The sequence below is a fragment of the Nostoc sp. CALU 546 genome (assembly GCF_048836525.1).
On sequence record NZ_JAWJTF010000141.1, the window covers coordinates 1 to 20175 of the forward strand.

A 20175-nucleotide genomic window follows, 5' to 3' on the forward strand; every position below is an offset into this window, starting at 1 on the left:
ATAGTAACTATTTCATTTAACATATTTCCCTCCTAATTTTCTGTCTGGAGGGATTTTATTGTTTTTATACCCCTATGTCATCTTTCTTGGTATGTAACTAGCAACTTGAGTTATTAGGGATTGAAACTAAACCTGCGATCGTGATGATTGACTCCCTGACCATTGCAATTACTTAAAATCCCTATTAGGGATTGAAACCACACCTGGACTAATACAATGCCGAAAGCCTAAGCGCATTTGCTGACTTGCTTGTGCGATCGTTTTAGGGATAGAATCTGCTTCCATGTTGGAAAAGTTGGAAAAAGTATGAGAGTGATTCATACTGCAATTACAGCTATTTTCAGTAAAGAGGTTTGTGCAATACCTTAAAATTACTGATTATGCGTTGAAAATTTCCCATGCTATTTGATGCGTTTAAACACCGTAAATCTCCTAAAATCGAATCCATCAAGACTGACCCAACCTGGCGCGTAGGGTGGGGAACAGTTGATGAAAATTATGAAAATATAGCTTGGCGAGATGAAAAAATTTTTGTAATTTTACCACGCAAGGATTCTGGATTTCTGACGGAAAAATTAGCAATCAGTTCTGGAGGACGATTTGTTGTTGTTGGTGATGTTTGGTTAACTAACCAAGTGCAGTTGCTACAAAAGTTGGGAATTGAACCGGATAGCTTTCAAGGAAGTTCTCTGCAACTGGTGGCCAATCTTTGGGAACGATGGGGTAATGAAAGTCTTCGGCTACTTGTGGGGATGTTTGCCCTAGTGATTTGGGATAGAGAAAAACAGGTTTTGAGGTTGGTTCGCGATCGCATCGGTGTTCGTACCCTCTATTACACTACCACTGGTTCAGTTCGTTGGATTGCGCCTCAACTAAGAACTTTATCACCCCATCGTTCATCTGATTTAGATTTGGTGGCGTTACGAGATTATCTTTGTTGTGCATTTATTCCAGGAGAACGAACCCTTTGGGAACAGGTGCGGGAATTGCGACCTGGAACCGTTTTAGAACTTCCCGACTACAAAGTTCAAGCTTATTGGCAGCTTCAAGAACAGATTACAGCAATAGATCAACCCTTAGTATGGCATGGCGATCGCTTGCGAGAACTCCTAAACCAAGTTGTTCAAGAATATTTACCACCAGCAAATGAACCCGTCGGCGTTTTTCTTTCGGGTGGTTTGGACTCTAGCGGTATCACTGCTTTGGTAGCAAAATTCCACAAAGCACCAGTCCACACCTTCTCAATTCATTTTGGTTCGGAATGTCCCAATGAGTTAGAATTTTCCAGTCTCGTTGCATCCCATTGTCAGACGCAGCACCACATTTTGGAAATTACTTTTAAGGATATGTGGGAACGTCTACCGGAAACAATGGCCTATTTAGATGACCCCATTGGCGACCCACTGACTGTTCCCAACCTTTTGCTGGGACGATTGGCGAGAGAAAGCGTAGAAGTAGTTTTAAATGGTGAAGGTGGCGACCCCTGTTTTGGTGGGCCAAAAAATCAGCCAATGTTAATTAATAGTTTATATGGTTCTGTCACCAATCAGGATGCATTACAAGCTTATTTAATTTCCTTTCAAAAGTGCGCTGTTGATTTACCGCAACTTTTAAAACCAGAAGTTTGGCAAGCAGTACAAACCGCACCTTGGGTTTTTAAAGAAGATTTATATTCCCAAGCTAGTTATCTCAATTGTTTGATGGCGATGAACATCAAATTTAAAGGCGCTGACCAAATTCTGACAAAAGTGAGTAACTTAACTCAAGCAGCCCTTTTGCAAGGCCGTTCTCCCTTATTTGACCAACGAGTAGTAGACTTAAGCATGGAAATCCCTCCAGAGTATAAGCTGTCTGGAGTGGAAGAGAAAGCGGTTTTAAAACAAGCGATCATAGATATTTTACCAGACACAATTATTCATCGTCCCAAAAGTGGAATGATGGTGCCAGTGCAGTTAGGATTTCGCAAATATTGGCAACAAGAAGCCAGAGATTTATTGCTCAATCGGAATGCAGCTATCACTCCTTATTTAAACCAGTTACCAATTAGCAATTGGTTAAACTATCAAGGAGATACTTGGAGTCGTTATGGTGTGAAGTTGTGGCTGCTTACTAGTTTAGAAATTTGGTTACAAGTAAATCAAAAAGCGCAATAGTAGTCTGTCAAGTTCAAATTAATGGGGATTTAACACCAACACAAAACCTGCTGACTGTAGAGTTAGGGGAATTAACCCCCAGACTTTGTTTATGAAAACCCGTAGGTAAATCGAAATCATTAGTACTAATGACAAATGACAAATGACAAATGACCATTGTTGTATGAATATTTCATGACTTATGTCAGCATTTTTTGTTTTAAAAACCACCAAAAACGCGTATTTTCAAGCGATTGGCGGTTTTTTGTCAATTTATTCTTGATTATTTACTAAGCGGATATCCATTTCGGGTGTACTCTCAATATACGGTAACTATCACACTCGACCTTTGAGATAAATTACACCCAGAGGTGAATACCATGAAAAATTATGCCCAACAGCAGGAATTTATATTAAGTCAAATCACAAATAAATATTTTCAGCGCCGGGATTTCAGTAGATGTGACTTGAGTGGAATCGATCTGAAAGGAATTGATTTAAGTGGTATTAATTTTATCGGAGCGGATTTGCGTGGTGCAAATTTATCTGGCTGTGTTCTCACTCGTGCTAATTTAAGTGGCGCAAATTTGATGCAAGCTAGTTTACGTGAAGCTAATTTATATGAAGCATCTTTGTGTGAAGCCAATTTGACTAATGCTGATTTAACACAAGCAAATTTGTGCGGAACTTTCTTATGGCGGGTGAAATTTATAGGTAGTAATCTTTGGGGTGCTTCTCTGTGTGATGTGGATTTGAGAGAAGCAGACTTAAGTGAAGCCAAATTAATTGAAGCATCACTGATTGAAGCTAACTTAAGTTTTGCAAATCTTACAGGAGCAAAACTGTGTGGAGCAAAATTACTAGAAACTAATTTGACTCAGGCCAACTTAACTGGCGCAGATTTGACATGGGCAAATTTAACTAATGCAAACTTGAGTAAGGCAAATCTTTGGAAGACAAATCTGACTTATGCGAAGTTCGGAGATACAATTATGCCTGATGGCACAATTGAGCAACCTCAAATAGTTATTTATTAGTCATTTGTCATTGGTCATTTGTTAGGAGGGAAGAACTTTCTGTTTGCTATAAGAGGATGTTTGAAAAGTCTTCTTGTCGGTATCTAAAGTTTTAGATCCCCCCTAAATCCACGCCACTTGCTCCCCTTAAAAAGCTACGGTGTACACACAAGTCCTAAAAACCTAGCTTGATAAGCATTTCCTCGTTCCCAGTCTCCGACTGGGAATGCATTCATTGAGTCTCTGACTCAATATCTGACTAGAGGCAGAGCCTAGGCTGTTGACTTTGTGCATTTTTCGGGCTAAACTGCCTGAAACAGGCAGTTTAGGTCAAAAACAGGCGACACATTTTTTGCATGAAGTCTTACGGGCTAAAGGGTACAGAGTCAACACCCTAGGCAGAGCCTCTAATCAGGCATTCCTATGCAGAGCATAGGAACGAGATAAACGAGAGAACAACGAGAAATTGATCTTCTTTTGACTTGTGTGTACACCGTAGCCTTAAAAAGGGGGACTTTGACTCCGGTTCCCCCCTTTTTAAGGCAATACAGTTCAGATAAGCCCAAAACACTTGTAGAGATGGCGATTCATCGCGTCTTCAAAGACAAATTATCTACATCAGTAACCTTAACCCAAGCGTATTGGGCTAAAATTCGCGTTTTGAAAAGATCAGAATAGCGATCGCTAATAACATGGCACTATATAGTAAGCCATAGCCAGCATTTGTAATCAGTGCAGTGGTGTCAGGTAGTGCTTGCAGACCATAAACGGCATCATTTTTTAAATCTAATCGAGATAAATCTGGCAAGATGAGAAACAAACCTTGAGTTAGACGTTCCATACCAGGATTACGGCTAAGACGACCAAGTTGTACTAAATCTTGAGTAATATTTCCGATTAAATACACTGCAAAGGTTAAAACAGTTGCTAGCAGAGAAGCAGTAAAAACACCGAAGGTAATTGCCACAGCGGTGATTAATGACAACTGCAAAAATAAGAAAATGGCTGCAATTAGAATACTCGCCGTAGGATGAGGAATATTACCAAATTGCAGAAATATCAGATAAATTGCTGTCATCATGGCGACAAGTACAGCTAGGACTGCGGATAAACCCAAGTATTTGCCGACGATAATTTCGCTGCGACTAACAGGTTTAGCAATTAACACCAAGATAGTGCGTTTTTCGATTTCTTTGTTAACTAGTCCTGTACCAATAAATATCGTGATAATTAACCCGATGGCATTCATCGCCGCCATCCCAAAGTCTAAAAACGTTTTGTCTTCAGCTGTAGCTGCAAATTCAGGAACGACACGGAAAGCAGTGGCGAGTATTAGGGCATAAAAACCAATAATATATAGAATGCGATCGCGTACCACTTCCTGAAATACATTCTTTGCCAATACAAAAATTCTGTTGTTAGTCATTTGTCATTTGTCATTTGTCATTGGTAATTTGTCATTTGTCATTGGGAAGAGACAGAGGGTAAAAAAGTAATTTTATTATTCTTCCCCCTACTCCCCTGCTCCTCTGCCCCTCTGCCCCTTTCTTCACTGCTGCGGAGGCGGTGTTCCAGCAATAAGCTTACTGGCGCGATCGCATTCAATTTCTGCAACTGTAATCTTATTCTCTGAATTATTGCCTACTGCAACTGGTTCAATGCGACAAGATTTTTTCAAGTAATATCCCCGTGGGTTAGAACTTGGGCCTATCCAAATACTGAGTAAATCTAATATATATCCAGATTTAGTATTAGCTACACGCGGTTCAACGCGCCATAGTTCTTTCTCTTCATACTTAGCTAGGTTTTTTTGAATTACTCCCCTACCCAAAGCTCCTACCCGCTGTCTCGCTTCTAGCAACCATTTCTCTACTTCCGACCAAGGTGTTTCAGCTATCTGTTCTACTACTATTGGTTGAAGTTCCTCTAGAATTACAACGCCATTTTTGGGAATTTTTACTTGTTCTTCTGTTCTGACAACAAAGGTACTACGTTGAAAAGTATCTGCTTGCAAACTGGGATATTGTTGTAACCAATTATCCATTACAAAATAAAACTGAATCCAGCAACTTAGTAGCATACTACTAGCAACCAAAACTATGATTTTTTGACGGTCTTCTGGCTTAGGAATGCGAGCTTTAGCGTCGGTGTCAGTTCCTTCAATAAATTCTGGTATTGCCGTAATTAGTGCTGAAATTGTCGGCCAAAAAATGATTGTTCTGGGTGTAATTACATCCTCTTGACTTCCAAAAGCAAAAACACTCACTAAGAATCCAGTGATTACCGCCCCGACTGGCATAAAAGTACCGGGAACTCTTAAAGGATCTTCAGTTGTATACCAAGCTGTGCCGGCAATTAAAAATAACCAACCAAAAAATGCAATTATATCTTTGATATAACCTGTGGCAAAATATGAAAGTACCCAAGAAAAAACACTCATATAAATAAATGTCTGCCAAGAATAAGCTTTGGGTGGAACTAATACCTTTCTAATTCCCGCATAAAGCCCTTCAGCAAATTTAAAAACACCAAATACATCTTTAAGTAGCGTATTCATTTTCTCCCCACACCTGATTAATAAATCACTAATATTCCTCTGAATTAAACAAGCAAATTCTTGCTATTTTGAGCGAAATAATAAAATAATGGTTATCGCAGTATAGCTCAGAGAATTGGCTATCAATATAGTAGTAACTAAATTAGTATTTTGTAATTTAATGCTGCTAAACCGACGCCATCGCTGCCGCTGAGATGTTTTCGGCTCCTCTTCTTTTTTAGCTAATGGTTCATTTAATAATGATAGTAGCAAAACCTTTAGGATAAAAAATTTCATCAGAAAAGTAGTAAAGAAAATTATACAGGCTGTTAAAATAATTAAAGGTTGTGTATTGGGTGATTTAAAATTATTAAAAAACATATAATTCATTAATTCTGATTTCAAATTAATTGGCAACATTGGTTCTGATACAAAAAATATAAACCAACCAATTACACTAGAAAATAGATTGATAGAAATCGCATAAAAAGTACTGGACTTTTTGTCAAATTTTAGTCGGAAATGCAAAACATACGCTTCGATGGGGATGGCAATCAGTACAAATAAAAAGTCAAACAGAATTCCACCAATGGGAAAAATCCTGGGAAGCATCCAATTTTCAGGCATAAATGGTCAAAGGTAAGGGTTAACTGTTGAGAGTATAACTGGGATAGTGAGGGTGATGGGGGAAATTATCGCATTGTTCTTATCCTTTACTATGCTGGTGTGCCAGTAGTCAGTGATTGATACTCTTAATACATCAAGCTAATTATGTACGGATGCGCTAGAGGGGCAGTTTCTAAGATGAGAGTACAAGAGGTTAGGTAAGATTAAAGACTGCCATAGTTATAGCTTTTCGAGAGATGACAAGGAACGGTATCGGTATTCGCACGGCACAAGTGCGTCAGGAACGGCTCATTGGTCAAATTCACGTCTATGATGGCTTGGGTAAAGGTAAGTCCCAAGCGGCTTTAGGGGTGGTTTTGCGCTCCATTGGTTTGGGGATAAATACGCCTAGCAATTCTAACCGCGTTTTACTACTGCGGTTTTTAAAAGGGCCAGAACGTGATTATGACGAAGATGGGGCGATCGCAGCTTTGCAGCGCGGGTTTCCCCATTTAATTGACCAGGTTCGCACTGGGAGAGCCGAATTTTTTGGCCCAGAAGAAATTACCACTTTTGACCGAGATGAAGCGATGCGGGGTTGGGATGTCGCCAAAGGTGCGATCGCCAGCGGTTTATATTCAGTTGTCGTCTTGGATGAAATTAACCCGGTTCTGGATTTAGGTTTGCTACCAGTGGATGAAGTGGTAAAGACATTAAAATCCAAACCCCAAGAGTTGGAAATTATCGCCACCGGACGCGCCGCACCGCAAAAGTTGCTGGATATTGCAGATTTGCACTCAGAAATGAAACCTCATCACCACCCAACAGCCAAAGCCCTTTTACTTGAAGGGATTGAAATTTATACTGGTGCTGGTAAGGGCAAGTCTACTAGTGCTTTGGGCAAAGCCTTACAGGCAATTGGTAGGGGAATTAATCATCCTGGGTCTACCCGTGTGTTAATTATGCAGTGGCTTAAAGGTGGTAGTGGCTACACAGAAGACGCTGCGATCGCCGCCTTACAGCAGTCATATCCAGAAGTGGTGGATCATCAGCGCTGCGGTGGAGATGCCATAGTCTGGCGAAATTCCCGGCAAGAATTAGACTATGTAGAAGCCGAACGGGGTTGGGAAATCGCCAAAGTTGCGATCGCCTCTGGGTTGTATAAAACTATTATTCTCGATGAACTCAATCCCACCGTTGACTTAGAACTACTCCCTGTTGAACCCATTGTTCAAGCTTTACTCCGCAAACCCCGCGATACCGAAATCATTATCACCGGTCGCTGCCAAAATCCACCCGCATACTTCGACCTGGCTAGCGTCCACTCCGAGGTTTATTGCCACAAACACTATGCCAATCAAGGTGTAGAACTGAAACGAGGGGTAGATTTTTAGGCGTTGCGGATTAGTTGATATGCTAGATTTTCTAGAAAAATAACAAATTTGTTTACCATTTTGGTAAACTTATATTAGTCTAGTAACGCATGGAAATCACCTTCGCTGACCGCAAACTGCAAAGCTTATGCCAACAACAAGACTTAGCGAAACAAAAATTGGGTAAAAACTGTGCAAAGAAATTGACAGCCCGATTAGCTGACCTTGCAGCTGTTAGCTGTGTCAAGGAATTATTTGCAGGTCGTCCCCATCCCTTAAAGGGAGATCGGACAGGTGAATTTGCAGTAGACCTAGAAGGTGGTAGACGACTTGTATTTCAGCCAGATAACGACCCCATCCCCCTTAATGAGGATGGAAGCATTGATTGGTCAAAAGTTACTGCTGTTTGTATTGTTTTTATTGGAGATTACCATGATTGAGACAACCCGAACATTCACTCCAGATTGGGTATCTCCTCCCGGTGATACCATCGCTGATATATTAGAAGAACGTGATTGGACACAAGTACAGTTAGCAGAGCGATTAGGCTACACTACGAAACATATCAGCCAACTCATCAATGGCAAAGCACCTATCAACGAGGAAACAGCCCTGAAGCTAGAACGAGTTTTAGGGAGTACAACAGCATTTTGGCTCAATCGTGAAGCTCAATATCGTGCGGCTTTGGCAAAGAAAGAAGAAGAAAACCGCTTAAAGGAGTGGACATCTTGGTTAGATCAGTTACCAGTTAAAGAATTGATGAATCAAGGTGTAATTCCTAAGTGCCGTTTAATTGATAAAAATAAACCTAGTTTGGTAAAAAAGTTACTGCAATTTTTCGGTGTTGCCTCGCCGGAAGATTGGCAGAATTATTATGCAGGTATGGAAGTTGCTTTTCGTCGGACACGCAAAGAGCAAAGTGATGTTGGGGCTATTTCCACTTGGTTAAGGTTGGGGGAAATTAGAGCAGAACAACTAGATTGTCCCAAATACAATAAACCAAAATTTGAAAAGGCTGTGCGGGAAATTCGCACTTTGACGGTGTTACCGCCAGAGGAGTTTGAACCACAAATGCAAAAGTTGTGCTGGGAAGCAGGGGTTGTGCTTGTTTTAGTGCCATCAATCAAGAAAGCGCACGTTAGTGGTGTTGCCCGGTGGTTAAACCTGCATAAGGCGCTGATTCAACTTTCGCTTTACGGTAAAACCAATGACCGCTTCTGGTTTAATTTTTTCCATGAAGCAGCACATATTTTGCTACATGATAAGGAAAATATTTTTCTTGATGAATGGAATAGTGGGGAAAGTTTGAAATCGGAGCAGGAGAGCGAAGCAGATAAATGGTCGCGGGAATTTTTGATCCCACCTGAGTATGAGGGGGAATTAGCGAAGCTTAAATCTAAAAATGATGTGATTTATTTTGCAGAACGCATCAATATTAATCCTGATATTGTTGTAGGTCGGCTGCAACACGATCGTCTAATTGATCCGTCTTGGATGAATGATTTAAAAGTGGGTTTGCATTTTCAAGACATAGAAATGAGCAGACGATAATACAAGCCGTTACGTTGAAAATAAACTGAAAATGTGTGAATTTTGGTGCATTAGCGGGAATTTTGACTTGTGGGTAGTAGAATATCTTGCACAAAGCGATCGCGTCCTGCGGCCTTTGCTTGATACAACGCCCGATCCGCTACTGCAATCATTTCTTCCAAGTCAGAATCGGACTGAGGAATTTCTGTTGTAAACCCGACACTAATAGTTACATGAGGACTAGCTTGGGAATTTTGATGAGGAATTGCTAGTGTTCGGACAGTATGACAAATTTTATCAGCAACATAAGTCGCCCCCTCCGTATCTGTGTTAGGTAAGATCACAGCAAATTCTTCCCCACCATAACGGGCAAGGAGGTCTCCAGGACGTTTAATAATATCTTTGATGGCTTGAGCAATTTTCTGAAGACAGCGATCGCCTACCCGATGCCCGTATGTATCATTATATGATTTGAAGAAATCAACATCGCAAAGAATCAAAGAGAGCGGCAGTTGCTCCCGTTTCATCCGCTGCCACTCTTGGTTAAAATACTCTTCAAAGCGTCGGCGGTTAGCTACTTGAGTTAATCCATCGATAGTAACTAATCGCTGCAATTCCAGATTAACGGCTTCCAGTTTTTGCTGTAACTGAGATTGCTGAATCAAACGTTTTACCCGTTGTCGCAAAACTGGCCAGTGAATCGGTTTGGTAACATAATCCATTGCCCCCACTTCAAATGCACGGTCAACTGACTCTTGATCTTCAAGTCCTGTAATCATTAAAACTGGAGTGTGCTTGCTACGATCAAGAAGCTCCAATTGAGTGCAACACTCGAACCCATCCATATCCGGCATTATGGCATCAAGGAGTACTATATCAGGGTGCAGTTGCTTAAAAGCGGTTAAAGCCTCTATGCCATTTTGAGCTTCTGCTATTTTATACCCTTCCCGCTCTAAGAAATGACGCAATATCAAGCGGATAAAAGGTTCATCATCAACAATTAGAACTAAAGATTGACTTTCTTGAGCATTGGCTTTCATGGTACTTCCTTCGCAAGTTCTTTTTGTAAGGCAGTTTTAACTTGTTCATATTCCTGGTATAGTTGTGAGAGCAATTCTCGGCTGTTTTCTAAGTTACTGCTGCGTCCCTGTACTTCTAACACCTTGCAAAGCTGCGCTAAGTCCATCGCTCCAACAGAAGCACTGCTGGACTTTAGTTTGTGGGCTGTTTTCCATATAGTCTTGGTATCCTGAGTTGTGATAGCTGTGCTAATATCTTGCACCAGTCTCGGTGTTTCTGTAAGATAACACTCAATTAGTTCAGCAAATGCCACACGATCTCCTCTGACCATATTCCGCAACGATTGGAGAACTTTGGCATCAATTGTGGCACTTTTTAATGTCTGGTTTTCCCCTTCCTGTAGAACATTTGGCGAAGGTTGCAATTCTAAAGACATCACTTTCCCTTGTGTTTCTGTGGAAGTGAATTCAGAACTTCTTTGAGGTGGACATTTGCTGAGTGCCTGACCCAATTCTTGCAGCTGAATAGGTTTACTCAGGTAGTCATCCATACCAGCAGCAAGACATACTTCGCGATCGCCCCGCATTGCATTAGCAGTTATGGCGATGATATGGGGACGAAAACCTACTTCCCATTCTTGACAGATTCTCCGAGTTGCTTCTAACCCATCCATTTCAGGCATGTGGACATCCATCAACACTAAGTCATAGCGCTGTTTTTGCAAAGCCTTGAGAACTTCTAGCCCATTGGTGACGACATCTGCCCCATAACCCATTTTCTGAAGCATCAGTAGAGCAACTTTCTGATTGACAACCGTATCCTCTGCCAAAAGAATCCGCAGTGGCAATCGATGGGCTAAATGCCGGTCAACCAAGGGAGAATGAGAAATACTGGCTTGGATCGGCTGATTACCCAAAATACGGGTAATTACATCGTAGAGTTGCGACTGTTTGATGGGTTTGCTCAAAGAGGCAGCAAACTGGACATCATTAAAGTCAGAAAAAGTTTCTACTCTACCCAAAGAAGTCAGAATCACCAAAGGTAGATTTTGACAACCAGATTGCTTGCGGATTTGACGAGCTAGGGTGATGCCATCCATTTCCGGCATCTGCATATCTAAAATGGCAATATCAAACTGCGTTCCCTTAGCAAGTTCAGCTAAAGCTTCTTTACCAGATTTGGCAGTATAAGTTTCCATTTTCCAAGACTCAGCTTGCAATCTGAGAATTTGGCGATTGGTGAAATTGTCATCCACAATCAACAGCCGCTTGGATGCAAGCTGCCCTGGCGAAGTGCTTAATTCAGCTTGTTCTGACTGAGCAGCTACTTTGGTAGTAATGGTGAAATAAAATATTGAACCTGGGGAAGAATCAGGAGATGTTGAAGAAAGCAGCTTTTTTGATAATTGTCCATTTTCCCATCTAGGGCTAGGATTGCCACCGACAAACCCCTGGCTTTCTACCCAAAGAGTGCCACCCATCATCTTACTGAGCCGCTTGCTGATGACCAATCCTAGCCCTGTGCCGCCATATCGTCGAGTCATGGAGACATCAGCCTGAGCGAAGGGTTGAAATAACCGCTCTATCTTCTCTGGTGCGATGCCAATACCTGTATCTTTGATGGCAAATTGAATTTGGACTGGGGACTGGGTACTGGGGATTGGGGACTGGGAAGAAGTTTCCTCCTCATTACCCCCAGTCCCTAATCCCCGATCCCCAGTCCCTAATCCCCGATCCCCAGTCCCTAATCCCCGATCCCCAGTCCCTAATCCCCGATCCCCAGTCCCTAATTCAACAAAGAGTACCACTTCTCCGTTTTCAGTGAACTTAATGGCATTGTTGAGAAGATTCATCAAGACTTGGCGCAGACGTGTCATATCGCCGATGATTTGAGTCGGAACTTGCGGCTGAATTAGGTAAGCTAACTCGATATCCTTTTGAGCAGCTTTCGGGGCTAATAGCGAAATAGCCTGCTCGACACAAGCTCTCAAATCAAAAGGCTGTTCCTCTAATTCCAGTTTGCCAGATTCAATTTTTGAGAAATCTAGAATGTCGTTGATGATGGTGAGTAAGGCATCTCCACTACTGCGAACTGTTTCTACAAAATCTTGCTGTTGAGGCGTGAGTTCAGTATCCAGCAATAGACCTGTCATGGCAATAACAGCATTCATTGGAGTCCGAATTTCGTGGCTCATCATCGCCAAAAACTCACTTTTTGCCCGATTCGCGGCTTCTGCTTGACGTTTTGCCCGTTCCAAGGCAAAGTTTTTCAAGGTAAGTTCTTCACGTCGGCGTGTTTCTTGTTCCAGTAAGTGAGCTTGTGCTAGAGCAATACCCAGTTGAGCCGCCACTGCTTCTAGTAATTCGATTTCCTCTTGTGTCCACTGGCGAAAATAGCTGCATTGGTGTAAGCCGATCGCACCATTGGGTTTTCCTTGATAGGAAGTGCGGATTGATAGCATAGACTTCAACCCAATTTCTCGGCAGATCGGTTCAGCCGCCTGGAGTAAAGGATCAACATACACATTTGGAGAAGCGATCGCTATTTCTTGTGCCATCATCTGCTCTGCATGAGGATTGTTGGTCATGGGAATTTCCAATTTCAACATGGAGCAGTAACCAGGAAGTATATTATACTCTGCTACTAGGGGAATTCGGGGCGTGGGGTCGCTAATGTAAGAGTGGATCAAACAGCGTTCAGCCCCAAATGCTTGTCCAATTTGGGTAGCAGCCGTCTCAAAGATTTTACTGGCATCAAGACTTTGACGAATTTCCTGAGTAATTTGTTCAAGTAGTAGGGTGCGATGCAATTGCTGTTGCAGTGCCTCTTTAGCTCGTTTGTTTTCGGTGATGTCGTGATTGACGCCAACTGTGGCAACAGTTTCCCCCTGTTCATCCTGTAAAGAGATTACGGTTGTTTCGCAAATTCCCTCACTGCCATCTTTGCGAATAAAGTGTATTTCCCCTGACCAGCGTCCTTGCTGGTTGATTTTTTGCAGAATTTTGGTGCTTAATGTTGCAGCGACTTCTGGCTGATGCAAAAAACTAGGATGTTTAGCCAAAACCTCGGCTTTGGTATAGCCAAACATACTTTCAGCGGCAGGATTCCAGTCAACAATATTTCCGGTTAAATCTGTAATAATTACGCCATCATGCATGTTTTCAAAAGTGAGGGCTTGCCGACGCAGGCTGGCTTCAGCTTGCTTGCGTAAGCTAATATCTGTCTGAATGCCAATGAAGTGGCTTAACTTCCCATTTTCGTCATGGATAGGAGAAATACTCAATTCATTCCAGAATAAAGTACCATCTTTGCGATAGTTGCGGAGAACAACTTTGCAACTTGTTCCAGCTTGAATAGATGACCGCAATTCATTAAGTGCTGATTGCTGGGTATCTGTGCGTTGCAAAAATCGACAGTTTTGCCCAATCACATCAGTAGCTTTGTAGCCTGTTATTTGCTCAAAGGCGTGGTTGACGTAAATAACCGGAGTATAAGAGAGTCTAGCATCGGCAATAATAATTCCATTACTGGTGGCAGCAAGTGCCCTCTCCCTCAGTCTCAAAGTTTCTTCAACCAACTTCAAATCAGTAATGTCAAACATAAACCCTCTCAGCATAGTAGGAGTTCCTGCTTCCCGAACTACGCTAACAACATCTCGCAACCAAATAACTCGCCCGTCGGCTGCTAACATCCGGTATTCTAATTCGTGATTCTGGCACTTAGCAGTTGCTTCTTGACAAAAACGAATAGACTTTTCCTTATCATGTGGATGCAGATGATTAACCCAAAAATTTTCCTCGTACCACTCTGCGATCGGATATTTTAGTAATTCAACCGCTTGCGGCCCAACATAAATAAATCGCCAAGTCTTCAAGTCTAATTCCCAAGGGATGACTTTGACAGTTTCCAACAACTGCCGCAAACGATTTTCACTGGTGCGGAGGGCAATTTCTACCTGTTTTTGTTCAAAAATCCTGTGAGTTAATTCCTGATTTATTGCTGTTATTTTTTGGTTACTTGCTTTCATTGCCAAGACACAATAGATTGATAATATCAAGGCGATAAAAATCAATAAGCCTGCAATAAATACTACTTGTATTAATAACCACGGAGTTTGGATTAAAAGTCTCTGCCAGAGTAGGACTACAGAGATTGAGAAGAAAATTCCTAGCAACAGCACTAGTAACTCTCGTTTACGGAAAAATTTCACAGCTTTGAACCAGTCATATCGCTGCTGTTTGATCACTTATTAACCCTCCAGCACTTTCAGGGCTGATCAGAGAAGTCAGGAGGCAGAGAGTAGGAGGAAAGAATTATGAATGAAAACTTTAGTTCTGGGTTATTACCCAGCTTAAAAAGAAGAATTGTATCTCGCGCTATGCGTCTTGATACAAAGCGCCTAGGCGAGGCATTTCGCCTCCTGTCTTGCTTCAATCCCACGCTTTTAAACGTAAGTTACTTCTGACTCCTGCCTTCTCCCTCCTGAATGCACTAACTTTTACTTTTAAGTAATCTAAAATATCAATAGCAAGGGGATAATTACCGAATTTATTTTTAAGTAGAATATTTATATATAAGATTGTTAGAAAAGCTTAATAATTTCTGGTTATAATTAGCATTTTTTTGAGAGCCGCAAATTGTCCGCACTTGGTTTCTCTATGAGACGCACTCGCGTTCCCTAATGTGCCACTGATACGAATAAAGGCTTATACCAATTTTTTATGAAGCTGCATATAATTCGATCCCCCCAACCCCCCTTAAAAAGCTACAGTGTACACACAAGTCCATCTCACCCCCTCTAACTCCCCCGATGCCTTGGGGGAGAACCGGATATTTCCCCCCTTTGCAAGGGGGGATTAAGGGGGGGGGTAAATCCAGGGTTTGCGCTTCATTACCAAGATGTGTGTACACCGTAGCCTTAAAAAGGGGGGCAAAAGTCTCTTAAAGTCCCCCTTTTTAAGGGGGATTTAGGGGGATCAAGATATATGCAACTTCACATTAAATTGCTAGTAAAAGATAATCAGTATAGGTAAAAAATAATTTAAATTCTATCTTTGGGGGGATAAATATTTAAGCTGTATACTAATTTTCATTTAGAAAGTAGATTTGCTTATATACATCAACTTCTTGATAATATAAGCTAATTAATCATCGTGGATTTGTAACCATTCCAAGTCTATGAACTTATAGACGACAGATTCTTGCTAAAGTGATGTTTATGAAAGTTCAGAACCACAACCCACTTTTCTAGGAATATATGGATAGCTATGAAATTATATAGGGCGAACGATGGGAATTGAACCCACGAATGGTGGTACCACAAACCACTGCCTTAACCACTTGGCTACGCTCGCCATTCAACAATTTGAATTATAGCAATAATTTGGCTAGCGATCAAGAGTTTTTATTCAAGGAACGGATTTAGTTGATTTAGAGTCTCTGGAATCTAACGATTTACTACGAATTTAACTTGGCAAACATGAAACCATTGACCATCATTGCATATACTGGAGCAGCAGCAGGACTCGCCGCCTTGGGTGTGACAATGGCGAAGACCAATCCCAGTCAGGTTGAATATGAAAAATATGCAGTGCAAAGGTTGTCAGAATATTTAAAAACCGATGTATGCAAAAGTACTACGAATATTATAGAAAATTTAATCCGTTTTAATTGTGATAAGTTGGTTGACTCGGCTAATCCGCAAATCCAAGAAATTATTGCCAGGACTACAGAAAGACAAAATTACGTGATTTTTAGCGTTTACCGTACAGATTTAAAAATAAGTTCTTGGATACCTTCTTATAAATTTGAAACGGTGGGAGCTTTTGATCAATTTTATACTTACACTGCTGAAGAACAATAAGTCAAGCAGAAGGGGGAGAATTTGAAGAACAAGTCAGAATCCAACATTCAGTATTCTTCTTCAAGAATTACCAGGGTATCTATTACCCCCCAACTTAATATTAAGTAAGAATAGTAACAGAAAGTTCAATTTTTGCCGATGTCATTTGCCTATCTCTTAGTATCTCACGGAAGCCGCGATCGCCGCCCAGAAATTGCTATGCAGCAACTAGCAGGGCTGGTATGTAATCAATTGCCAAAAAACTTCAACCCATTAAATAAGGAACATTTGGTTGGTATAGCGGCTTTAGAAATGAGTCCTCAGCCTTTACACGAGCAGATTCAACAATTTGCTAAGAGCGCTTTTGGTGATGATCGCAAACTACCTCAGAACGATAAGCGCCTAAAAATTGTACCGCTATTTTTGCTGCCGGGAGTGCATGTGATGACGGATATTCCCGCCGAAGTAGCACTAGCACAACAGGCTATTGGTCAAGATATCATCATTGAGTTGCAACCATATTTAGGCTCTCATCCCAATTTAGAGAAATTGCTGGCCAAGCAAATAGCTGCGACAAAAGCAGAAGCATGGATTCTGTTAGCTCATGGTAGCCGTCGCCCAGGTTCTCAAGAAACTGTGGAAGCAATGGCGGCGAGTTTGGGAGCGGTGGCTGCTTATTGGGCTGGGCCTCCTAGTTTAGAATCACGAGTGAAAGAGTTGGTAACTGCTGGTTATCGGGAAATTGCAATTTTGCCATACTTTTTATTCGCTGGTGGAATAACTGATGCGATCGCTACTTCAATAGAGGAGTTAAAATTACAATTTTCTGCGGTGAATTTCCAATTGGCATCGCCACTGGGAGCAAGTGCAGAATTAGCCGAGCTAATTTGGGATTTAACAGATAAATGAACCGCACAGAGAAACAGGAGAGCAAGTATTTGGGAAAGGTTTATTTAGTAGGTGCGGGGCCAGGTGATCCAGGACTAATTACCTTGAAGGCCAAAGGTTTGTTGGAATGTGCAGATGTCGTTATCTATGATGCCTTAGTTAGTTCGGCAATTCTGGCAATGATTAATCCCCAAGCCGAGCAAATTAATGCTGGTAAGCGGAGGGGGAAACATTCGCTGTTCCAGGAAGAAACAACTCAATTGCTGATTGATAAAGCGCAGGATCATGCAATTGTAGTACGGCTAAAAGGTGGCGATCCGTTTATTTTTGGTCGCGGTGGCGAAGAGATGGCAGAATTAGTCAAAGCTGGAATCTCAACGGAAGTAGTGCCCGGTATCACATCGGGAATTGCAGCAGCGGCTTATGCAGGTATACCTTTGACGCATCGACTGTATAGTTCATCGGTGATATTTGTAACTGGACATGAAGCGGCGGGTAAGTATAGACCGATAGTGAATTGGAGTGCGATCGCTCACGGTTCCGAAACCATTGTAATTTATATGGGAATTCACAATCTGCCTTATATTGTGGAACAATTAAGTTTAGCTGGATTGAATTTAGAAACACCCATTGCTTTGGTGCGTTGGGGTACGCGCCCCGAACAAGAAGAATTGATTGGTACTTTAGAAACAATTGTAGAGCAGGTAGAGCAAACTGGATTTGGTGCGCCTGCGATCGCAGTTATTGGACAAGTAGTGAATATGCACAGTATTTTGTCTGGTTGTCGTCCAGTATGATGTTGGCGCAAAGCTTGCCGTTTCATATTGTTAGATGACCACTAGTGTATGATCGATAAGGTTATTCGGTTCTGGTAGGAGTCAGCTATCAGAGGTAACGGGGAAAGTTCGGTGCAAATCCGGCACTGTCCCGCAACTGTGAACTAATTTGAGATTAAGGAACCAAATTGAGTAAGTCAGGATGCCCGCCGAAATAGATTTATCAGTTTCACTATATCTGCGAGGTACAGATGACTACGACTTTAAATATTTCCCCAACCAATCCCTTGGGTGTTGCTGAACATACTTTATTTGTTTGTAAAACCTGTGCCAGTGTTTGGCAAAATGGAAATCGCTTAGGTGAAAGTGGTGGTGAAAAACTTCTACATCAACTTCAGCAGCTTGCCCAAGATTGGGAGTTACGAGATGAATTCCCGATTCAGGAAGTTGAATGCATGAGTGCTTGTAATCGTTCTTGTGTAGTCGCCTTTACTGCCAAAGGCAAATTAACATATTTATTTGGTGACTTAGAAGTTGATGGTAGTGCTTCTGCGGTGTTGCAATGTGCTAGTCAATACTATGCTAAAGCAGATGGTTTACTGCCTTGGTCAGAGCGTCCAGAAGCACTGAAAAAAGGCATCTTAGCAAAAATTCCGCCTTTATCAAAACAGAATTCAGGAGTCAGGAGTCAGAATTCAGTATGAATTCTGTACGAGTGGCGGATAGAGTTAAGCAAAGCAAGTCCGCGAGAGTTTGAGTATAGATTAAAACCTCTTTCACCGTGGGCAAAAATAAATTCAAATATTCTTCCTTGAACCTATCCGTTTATGGGTAGAGTATTCTGAATCCTGAATTCTGAATTCTGATTCCTTTTTAATGATGCGCGTTTTGATTCTAGGTGGGACGGGAGATGCCGCAGAACTAGCTGCCAAAGTTGCGACTATCCAAGGGTTAGAAGCAATCACATCTCTAGCTGGCCGCACCCGTGAGCCATCAATACCGTTGGGGGATTTGCGGGTTGGAGGCTTCGGTGGCGTGGCTGGATTAGCTAGCTATCTGCGAATCATGCAAATCGACTTATTAATTGATGCAACCCATCCTTTTGCGACTCAGATTTCCTTTAATGCAGCAGATGCCGCAACAGAAGTTGGAGTACCCCGTCTGATGTTAATTCGTCCGCCTTGGGAAAAAGAAAGTGGCGATCGCTGGATTGAAGTTGATCGCGTTGAAGTCGCAGCAGCATCTTTGCAAAACCAGGCACAGCGGGTATTTTTGACCGTTGGTAGGCAAGAACTCGCTGCCTTTGCTTATTTGGAGAAAATTTGGTTTCTGATGCGGATGATTGACCCACCTACTGATGATGCTTTAGTGCCGTTGGGAATGGTATTGTGCGATCGCGGGCCCTTTACCCTCAATAATGAAAGACAAATCCTGATTAATAACAATATTGATACCATCGTGAGCAAAAATAGCGGTGGCGATGCAACAAAGGCCAAAATCATTGCAGCGCGAGAACTGGGTGTAAAAGTTGTGATGGTAAATCGTCCAGCCATCCCGCCAGGAGAACAGGTTAGTAATGTTGATGCTGCTTTGACGTGGTTATTTGATCGCTGCTAAATAATACGATCTTTCTGAATTTCCGTATAATACACGGGAACCTTCTACAAAATCCGCGATCGCATTAACGACTTCCATGAAAAATCTAGCTCTATATGCCATAGTCCTCGCCACCACTTTTGGATTAGTTTTCGGGACAATGCCAGCCGCCTCTGCTTTAAGTTGGAACTGGAGTTATTCTGGTACTGGCATAGCAGCAAACGGTACTTTCATCACTAATGACACCCCTAACGATTTAGGTTTTTACCTGATTACTGGAATTACTGGTACACGGAATGGTGAAAAAATTACTGGTTTGCAAGCCCCTGGGACTCCAATGCCAGGAAATGAACCTTTTGATGTTGATGATTTAATTAGTCTTAATACTCAGCAGTTAACGGGTAAGGGTTTTGCATATTCCACTTCAGAAGGACATTATTCAAGTCCATTTTTCGCTAATTTTTTGCCGAAACCAGGTTATTTAGAGATGTTTTCTGCGCCAACTAGACCAGGTTTGAAAAATTTAGGATTAGAAGATAGTGAATTACCCATTAGTTTTTCTGCGACCATAATCACCATCCCTTAACCCACTTCTATTTTTAGCTTACACGTAACAAGCTATCCAAATTCACTCAGAAAAAGCTCAAAAAAATTTCCTAAAACCATCAATAACAATTCAAGATTTTACCCTTACAGGGAAGCAAGCTATGCGTAGCATCTTCTAGAGAAGAGATTTTCAGATGGGATTTAAAGCCTGACTTAAACTTTAGCTAGGTGTTGACGTTCGGTCTTACAGCTATTTTCAGGTAAATAGACCACGCGGTAGGGGCACAGCATTGCTCATGCGTGTCAACTTAAGC

General features: G+C 41.7%; 16 protein-coding genes, 1 tRNA gene and 1 riboswitch. Of the genes, 11 read left to right on the forward strand and 6 right to left on the reverse strand.

Translation table 11 applies throughout. The features are described from left to right. Positions 1–398 precede the first annotated feature (398 nt). Both RRG12_RS38635 and RRG12_RS38640 read left to right on the forward strand, forming a co-directional pair. Positions 399–2153, forward strand: coding sequence for an asparagine synthetase B family protein (locus RRG12_RS38635; protein ID WP_420762848.1), 1755 nt, complete (start codon positions 399–401; stop codon positions 2151–2153). A gap of 359 nt (positions 2154–2512) precedes the next feature. Then, the gene (locus RRG12_RS38640) at positions 2513–3169 is read left to right on the forward strand and encodes a pentapeptide repeat-containing protein (RefSeq protein WP_069068658.1); all 657 of its coding nucleotides are present in this window, start codon (positions 2513–2515) and stop codon (positions 3167–3169) included. A gap of 625 nt (positions 3170–3794) precedes the next feature. Here the strand turns inward: RRG12_RS38640 and RRG12_RS38645 are convergent. The 3 genes from RRG12_RS38645 to fraC form a co-directional block, all read right to left on the reverse strand. Beyond that, positions 3795–4574 (reverse strand): ABC transporter permease, encoded by a 780-nt coding sequence (locus RRG12_RS38645; protein WP_420762849.1) that lies wholly within the window; start codon positions 4572–4574, stop codon positions 3795–3797. Positions 4575–4697: 123 nt separating this feature from the next. Then, the gene (fraD, locus tag RRG12_RS38650) at positions 4698–5705 is read right to left on the reverse strand and encodes a septal junction protein FraD (protein ID WP_420762850.1); all 1008 of its coding nucleotides are present in this window, start codon (positions 5703–5705) and stop codon (positions 4698–4700) included. 63 nt (positions 5706–5768) lie between these two features. After that, positions 5769–6311 (reverse strand): filament integrity protein FraC, encoded by a 543-nt coding sequence (gene fraC / locus RRG12_RS38655; protein ID WP_420762851.1) that lies wholly within the window; start codon positions 6309–6311, stop codon positions 5769–5771. A 236-nt stretch (positions 6312–6547) separates the two neighbouring features. Here fraC and RRG12_RS38660 point away from each other — a divergent pair, with 236 nt between their 5' ends. From RRG12_RS38660 to RRG12_RS38670, 3 genes are all read left to right on the forward strand, one after another. Further along, positions 6548–7684 (forward strand): cob(I)yrinic acid a,c-diamide adenosyltransferase, encoded by a 1137-nt coding sequence (locus tag RRG12_RS38660; protein WP_420762852.1) that lies wholly within the window; start codon positions 6548–6550, stop codon positions 7682–7684. An 89-nt stretch (positions 7685–7773) separates the two neighbouring features. Then, complete coding sequence (locus RRG12_RS38665) at positions 7774–8103, forward strand: type II toxin-antitoxin system RelE/ParE family toxin (RefSeq protein WP_420762853.1); 330 nt, start codon at positions 7774–7776, stop codon at positions 8101–8103. Then, a complete protein-coding gene (locus RRG12_RS38670; RefSeq protein ID WP_420762854.1) occupies positions 8096–9214 on the forward strand; it encodes a HigA family addiction module antitoxin in 1119 nt (372 codons plus the stop codon). The genes RRG12_RS38665 and RRG12_RS38670 overlap by 8 nt, the downstream gene beginning before the upstream one ends. A 50-nt stretch (positions 9215–9264) precedes the next feature. Here RRG12_RS38670 and RRG12_RS38675 read toward each other — a convergent pair whose 3' ends face one another. From RRG12_RS38675 to RRG12_RS38685, 3 genes are all read right to left on the reverse strand, one after another. Next, the gene (locus RRG12_RS38675; protein WP_420762855.1) at positions 9265–10233 is read right to left on the reverse strand and encodes a diguanylate cyclase domain-containing protein; all 969 of its coding nucleotides are present in this window, start codon (positions 10231–10233) and stop codon (positions 9265–9267) included. Continuing rightward, positions 10230–14459, reverse strand: a complete 4230-nt coding sequence (locus RRG12_RS38680) for a PAS domain S-box protein (protein ID WP_420762856.1) — start codon at positions 14457–14459, stop codon at positions 10230–10232. Before RRG12_RS38680 ends, RRG12_RS38675 begins: the two co-directional genes overlap by 4 nt. A gap of 1035 nt (positions 14460–15494) precedes the next feature. Beyond that, positions 15495–15567, reverse strand: a tRNA-His gene (locus RRG12_RS38685). A gap of 125 nt (positions 15568–15692) precedes the next feature. On the opposite strand from RRG12_RS38685, the gene RRG12_RS38690 reads away from it, so the two are divergent. The 6 genes from RRG12_RS38690 to RRG12_RS38715 all read left to right on the forward strand — a co-directional run bounded on the left by RRG12_RS38690 (position 15693) and on the right by RRG12_RS38715 (position 19901). After that, a complete protein-coding gene (locus RRG12_RS38690) occupies positions 15693–16076 on the forward strand; it encodes a DUF4359 domain-containing protein (RefSeq protein WP_069069642.1) in 384 nt (127 codons plus the stop codon). A 138-nt stretch (positions 16077–16214) separates the two neighbouring features. Then, the gene (locus tag RRG12_RS38695) at positions 16215–16964 is read left to right on the forward strand and encodes a sirohydrochlorin chelatase (protein ID WP_420762857.1); all 750 of its coding nucleotides are present in this window, start codon (positions 16215–16217) and stop codon (positions 16962–16964) included. Then, entirely contained in the window at positions 16961–17740 is a 780-nt protein-coding gene (gene cobA, locus RRG12_RS38700) for a uroporphyrinogen-III C-methyltransferase (protein ID WP_069069640.1), read from the forward strand. The genes RRG12_RS38695 and cobA overlap by 4 nt, the downstream gene beginning before the upstream one ends. 49 nt (positions 17741–17789) lie before the next feature. Then, a riboswitch (cobalamin riboswitch) is annotated at positions 17790–17948 on the forward strand. 22 nt (positions 17949–17970) lie between these two features. Continuing rightward, on the forward strand, positions 17971–18423 hold the full coding sequence (locus RRG12_RS38705; protein WP_069069639.1) for a DUF1636 domain-containing protein: 453 nt from the start codon (positions 17971–17973) through the stop codon (positions 18421–18423). A gap of 175 nt (positions 18424–18598) precedes the next feature. Next, the gene (locus RRG12_RS38710) at positions 18599–19336 is read left to right on the forward strand and encodes a cobalt-precorrin-6A reductase (protein WP_420762858.1); all 738 of its coding nucleotides are present in this window, start codon (positions 18599–18601) and stop codon (positions 19334–19336) included. A gap of 76 nt (positions 19337–19412) precedes the next feature. Next, complete coding sequence (locus tag RRG12_RS38715; RefSeq protein ID WP_069069637.1) at positions 19413–19901, forward strand: PEP-CTERM sorting domain-containing protein; 489 nt, start codon at positions 19413–19415, stop codon at positions 19899–19901. Positions 19902–20175: the final 274 nt, after the last annotated feature.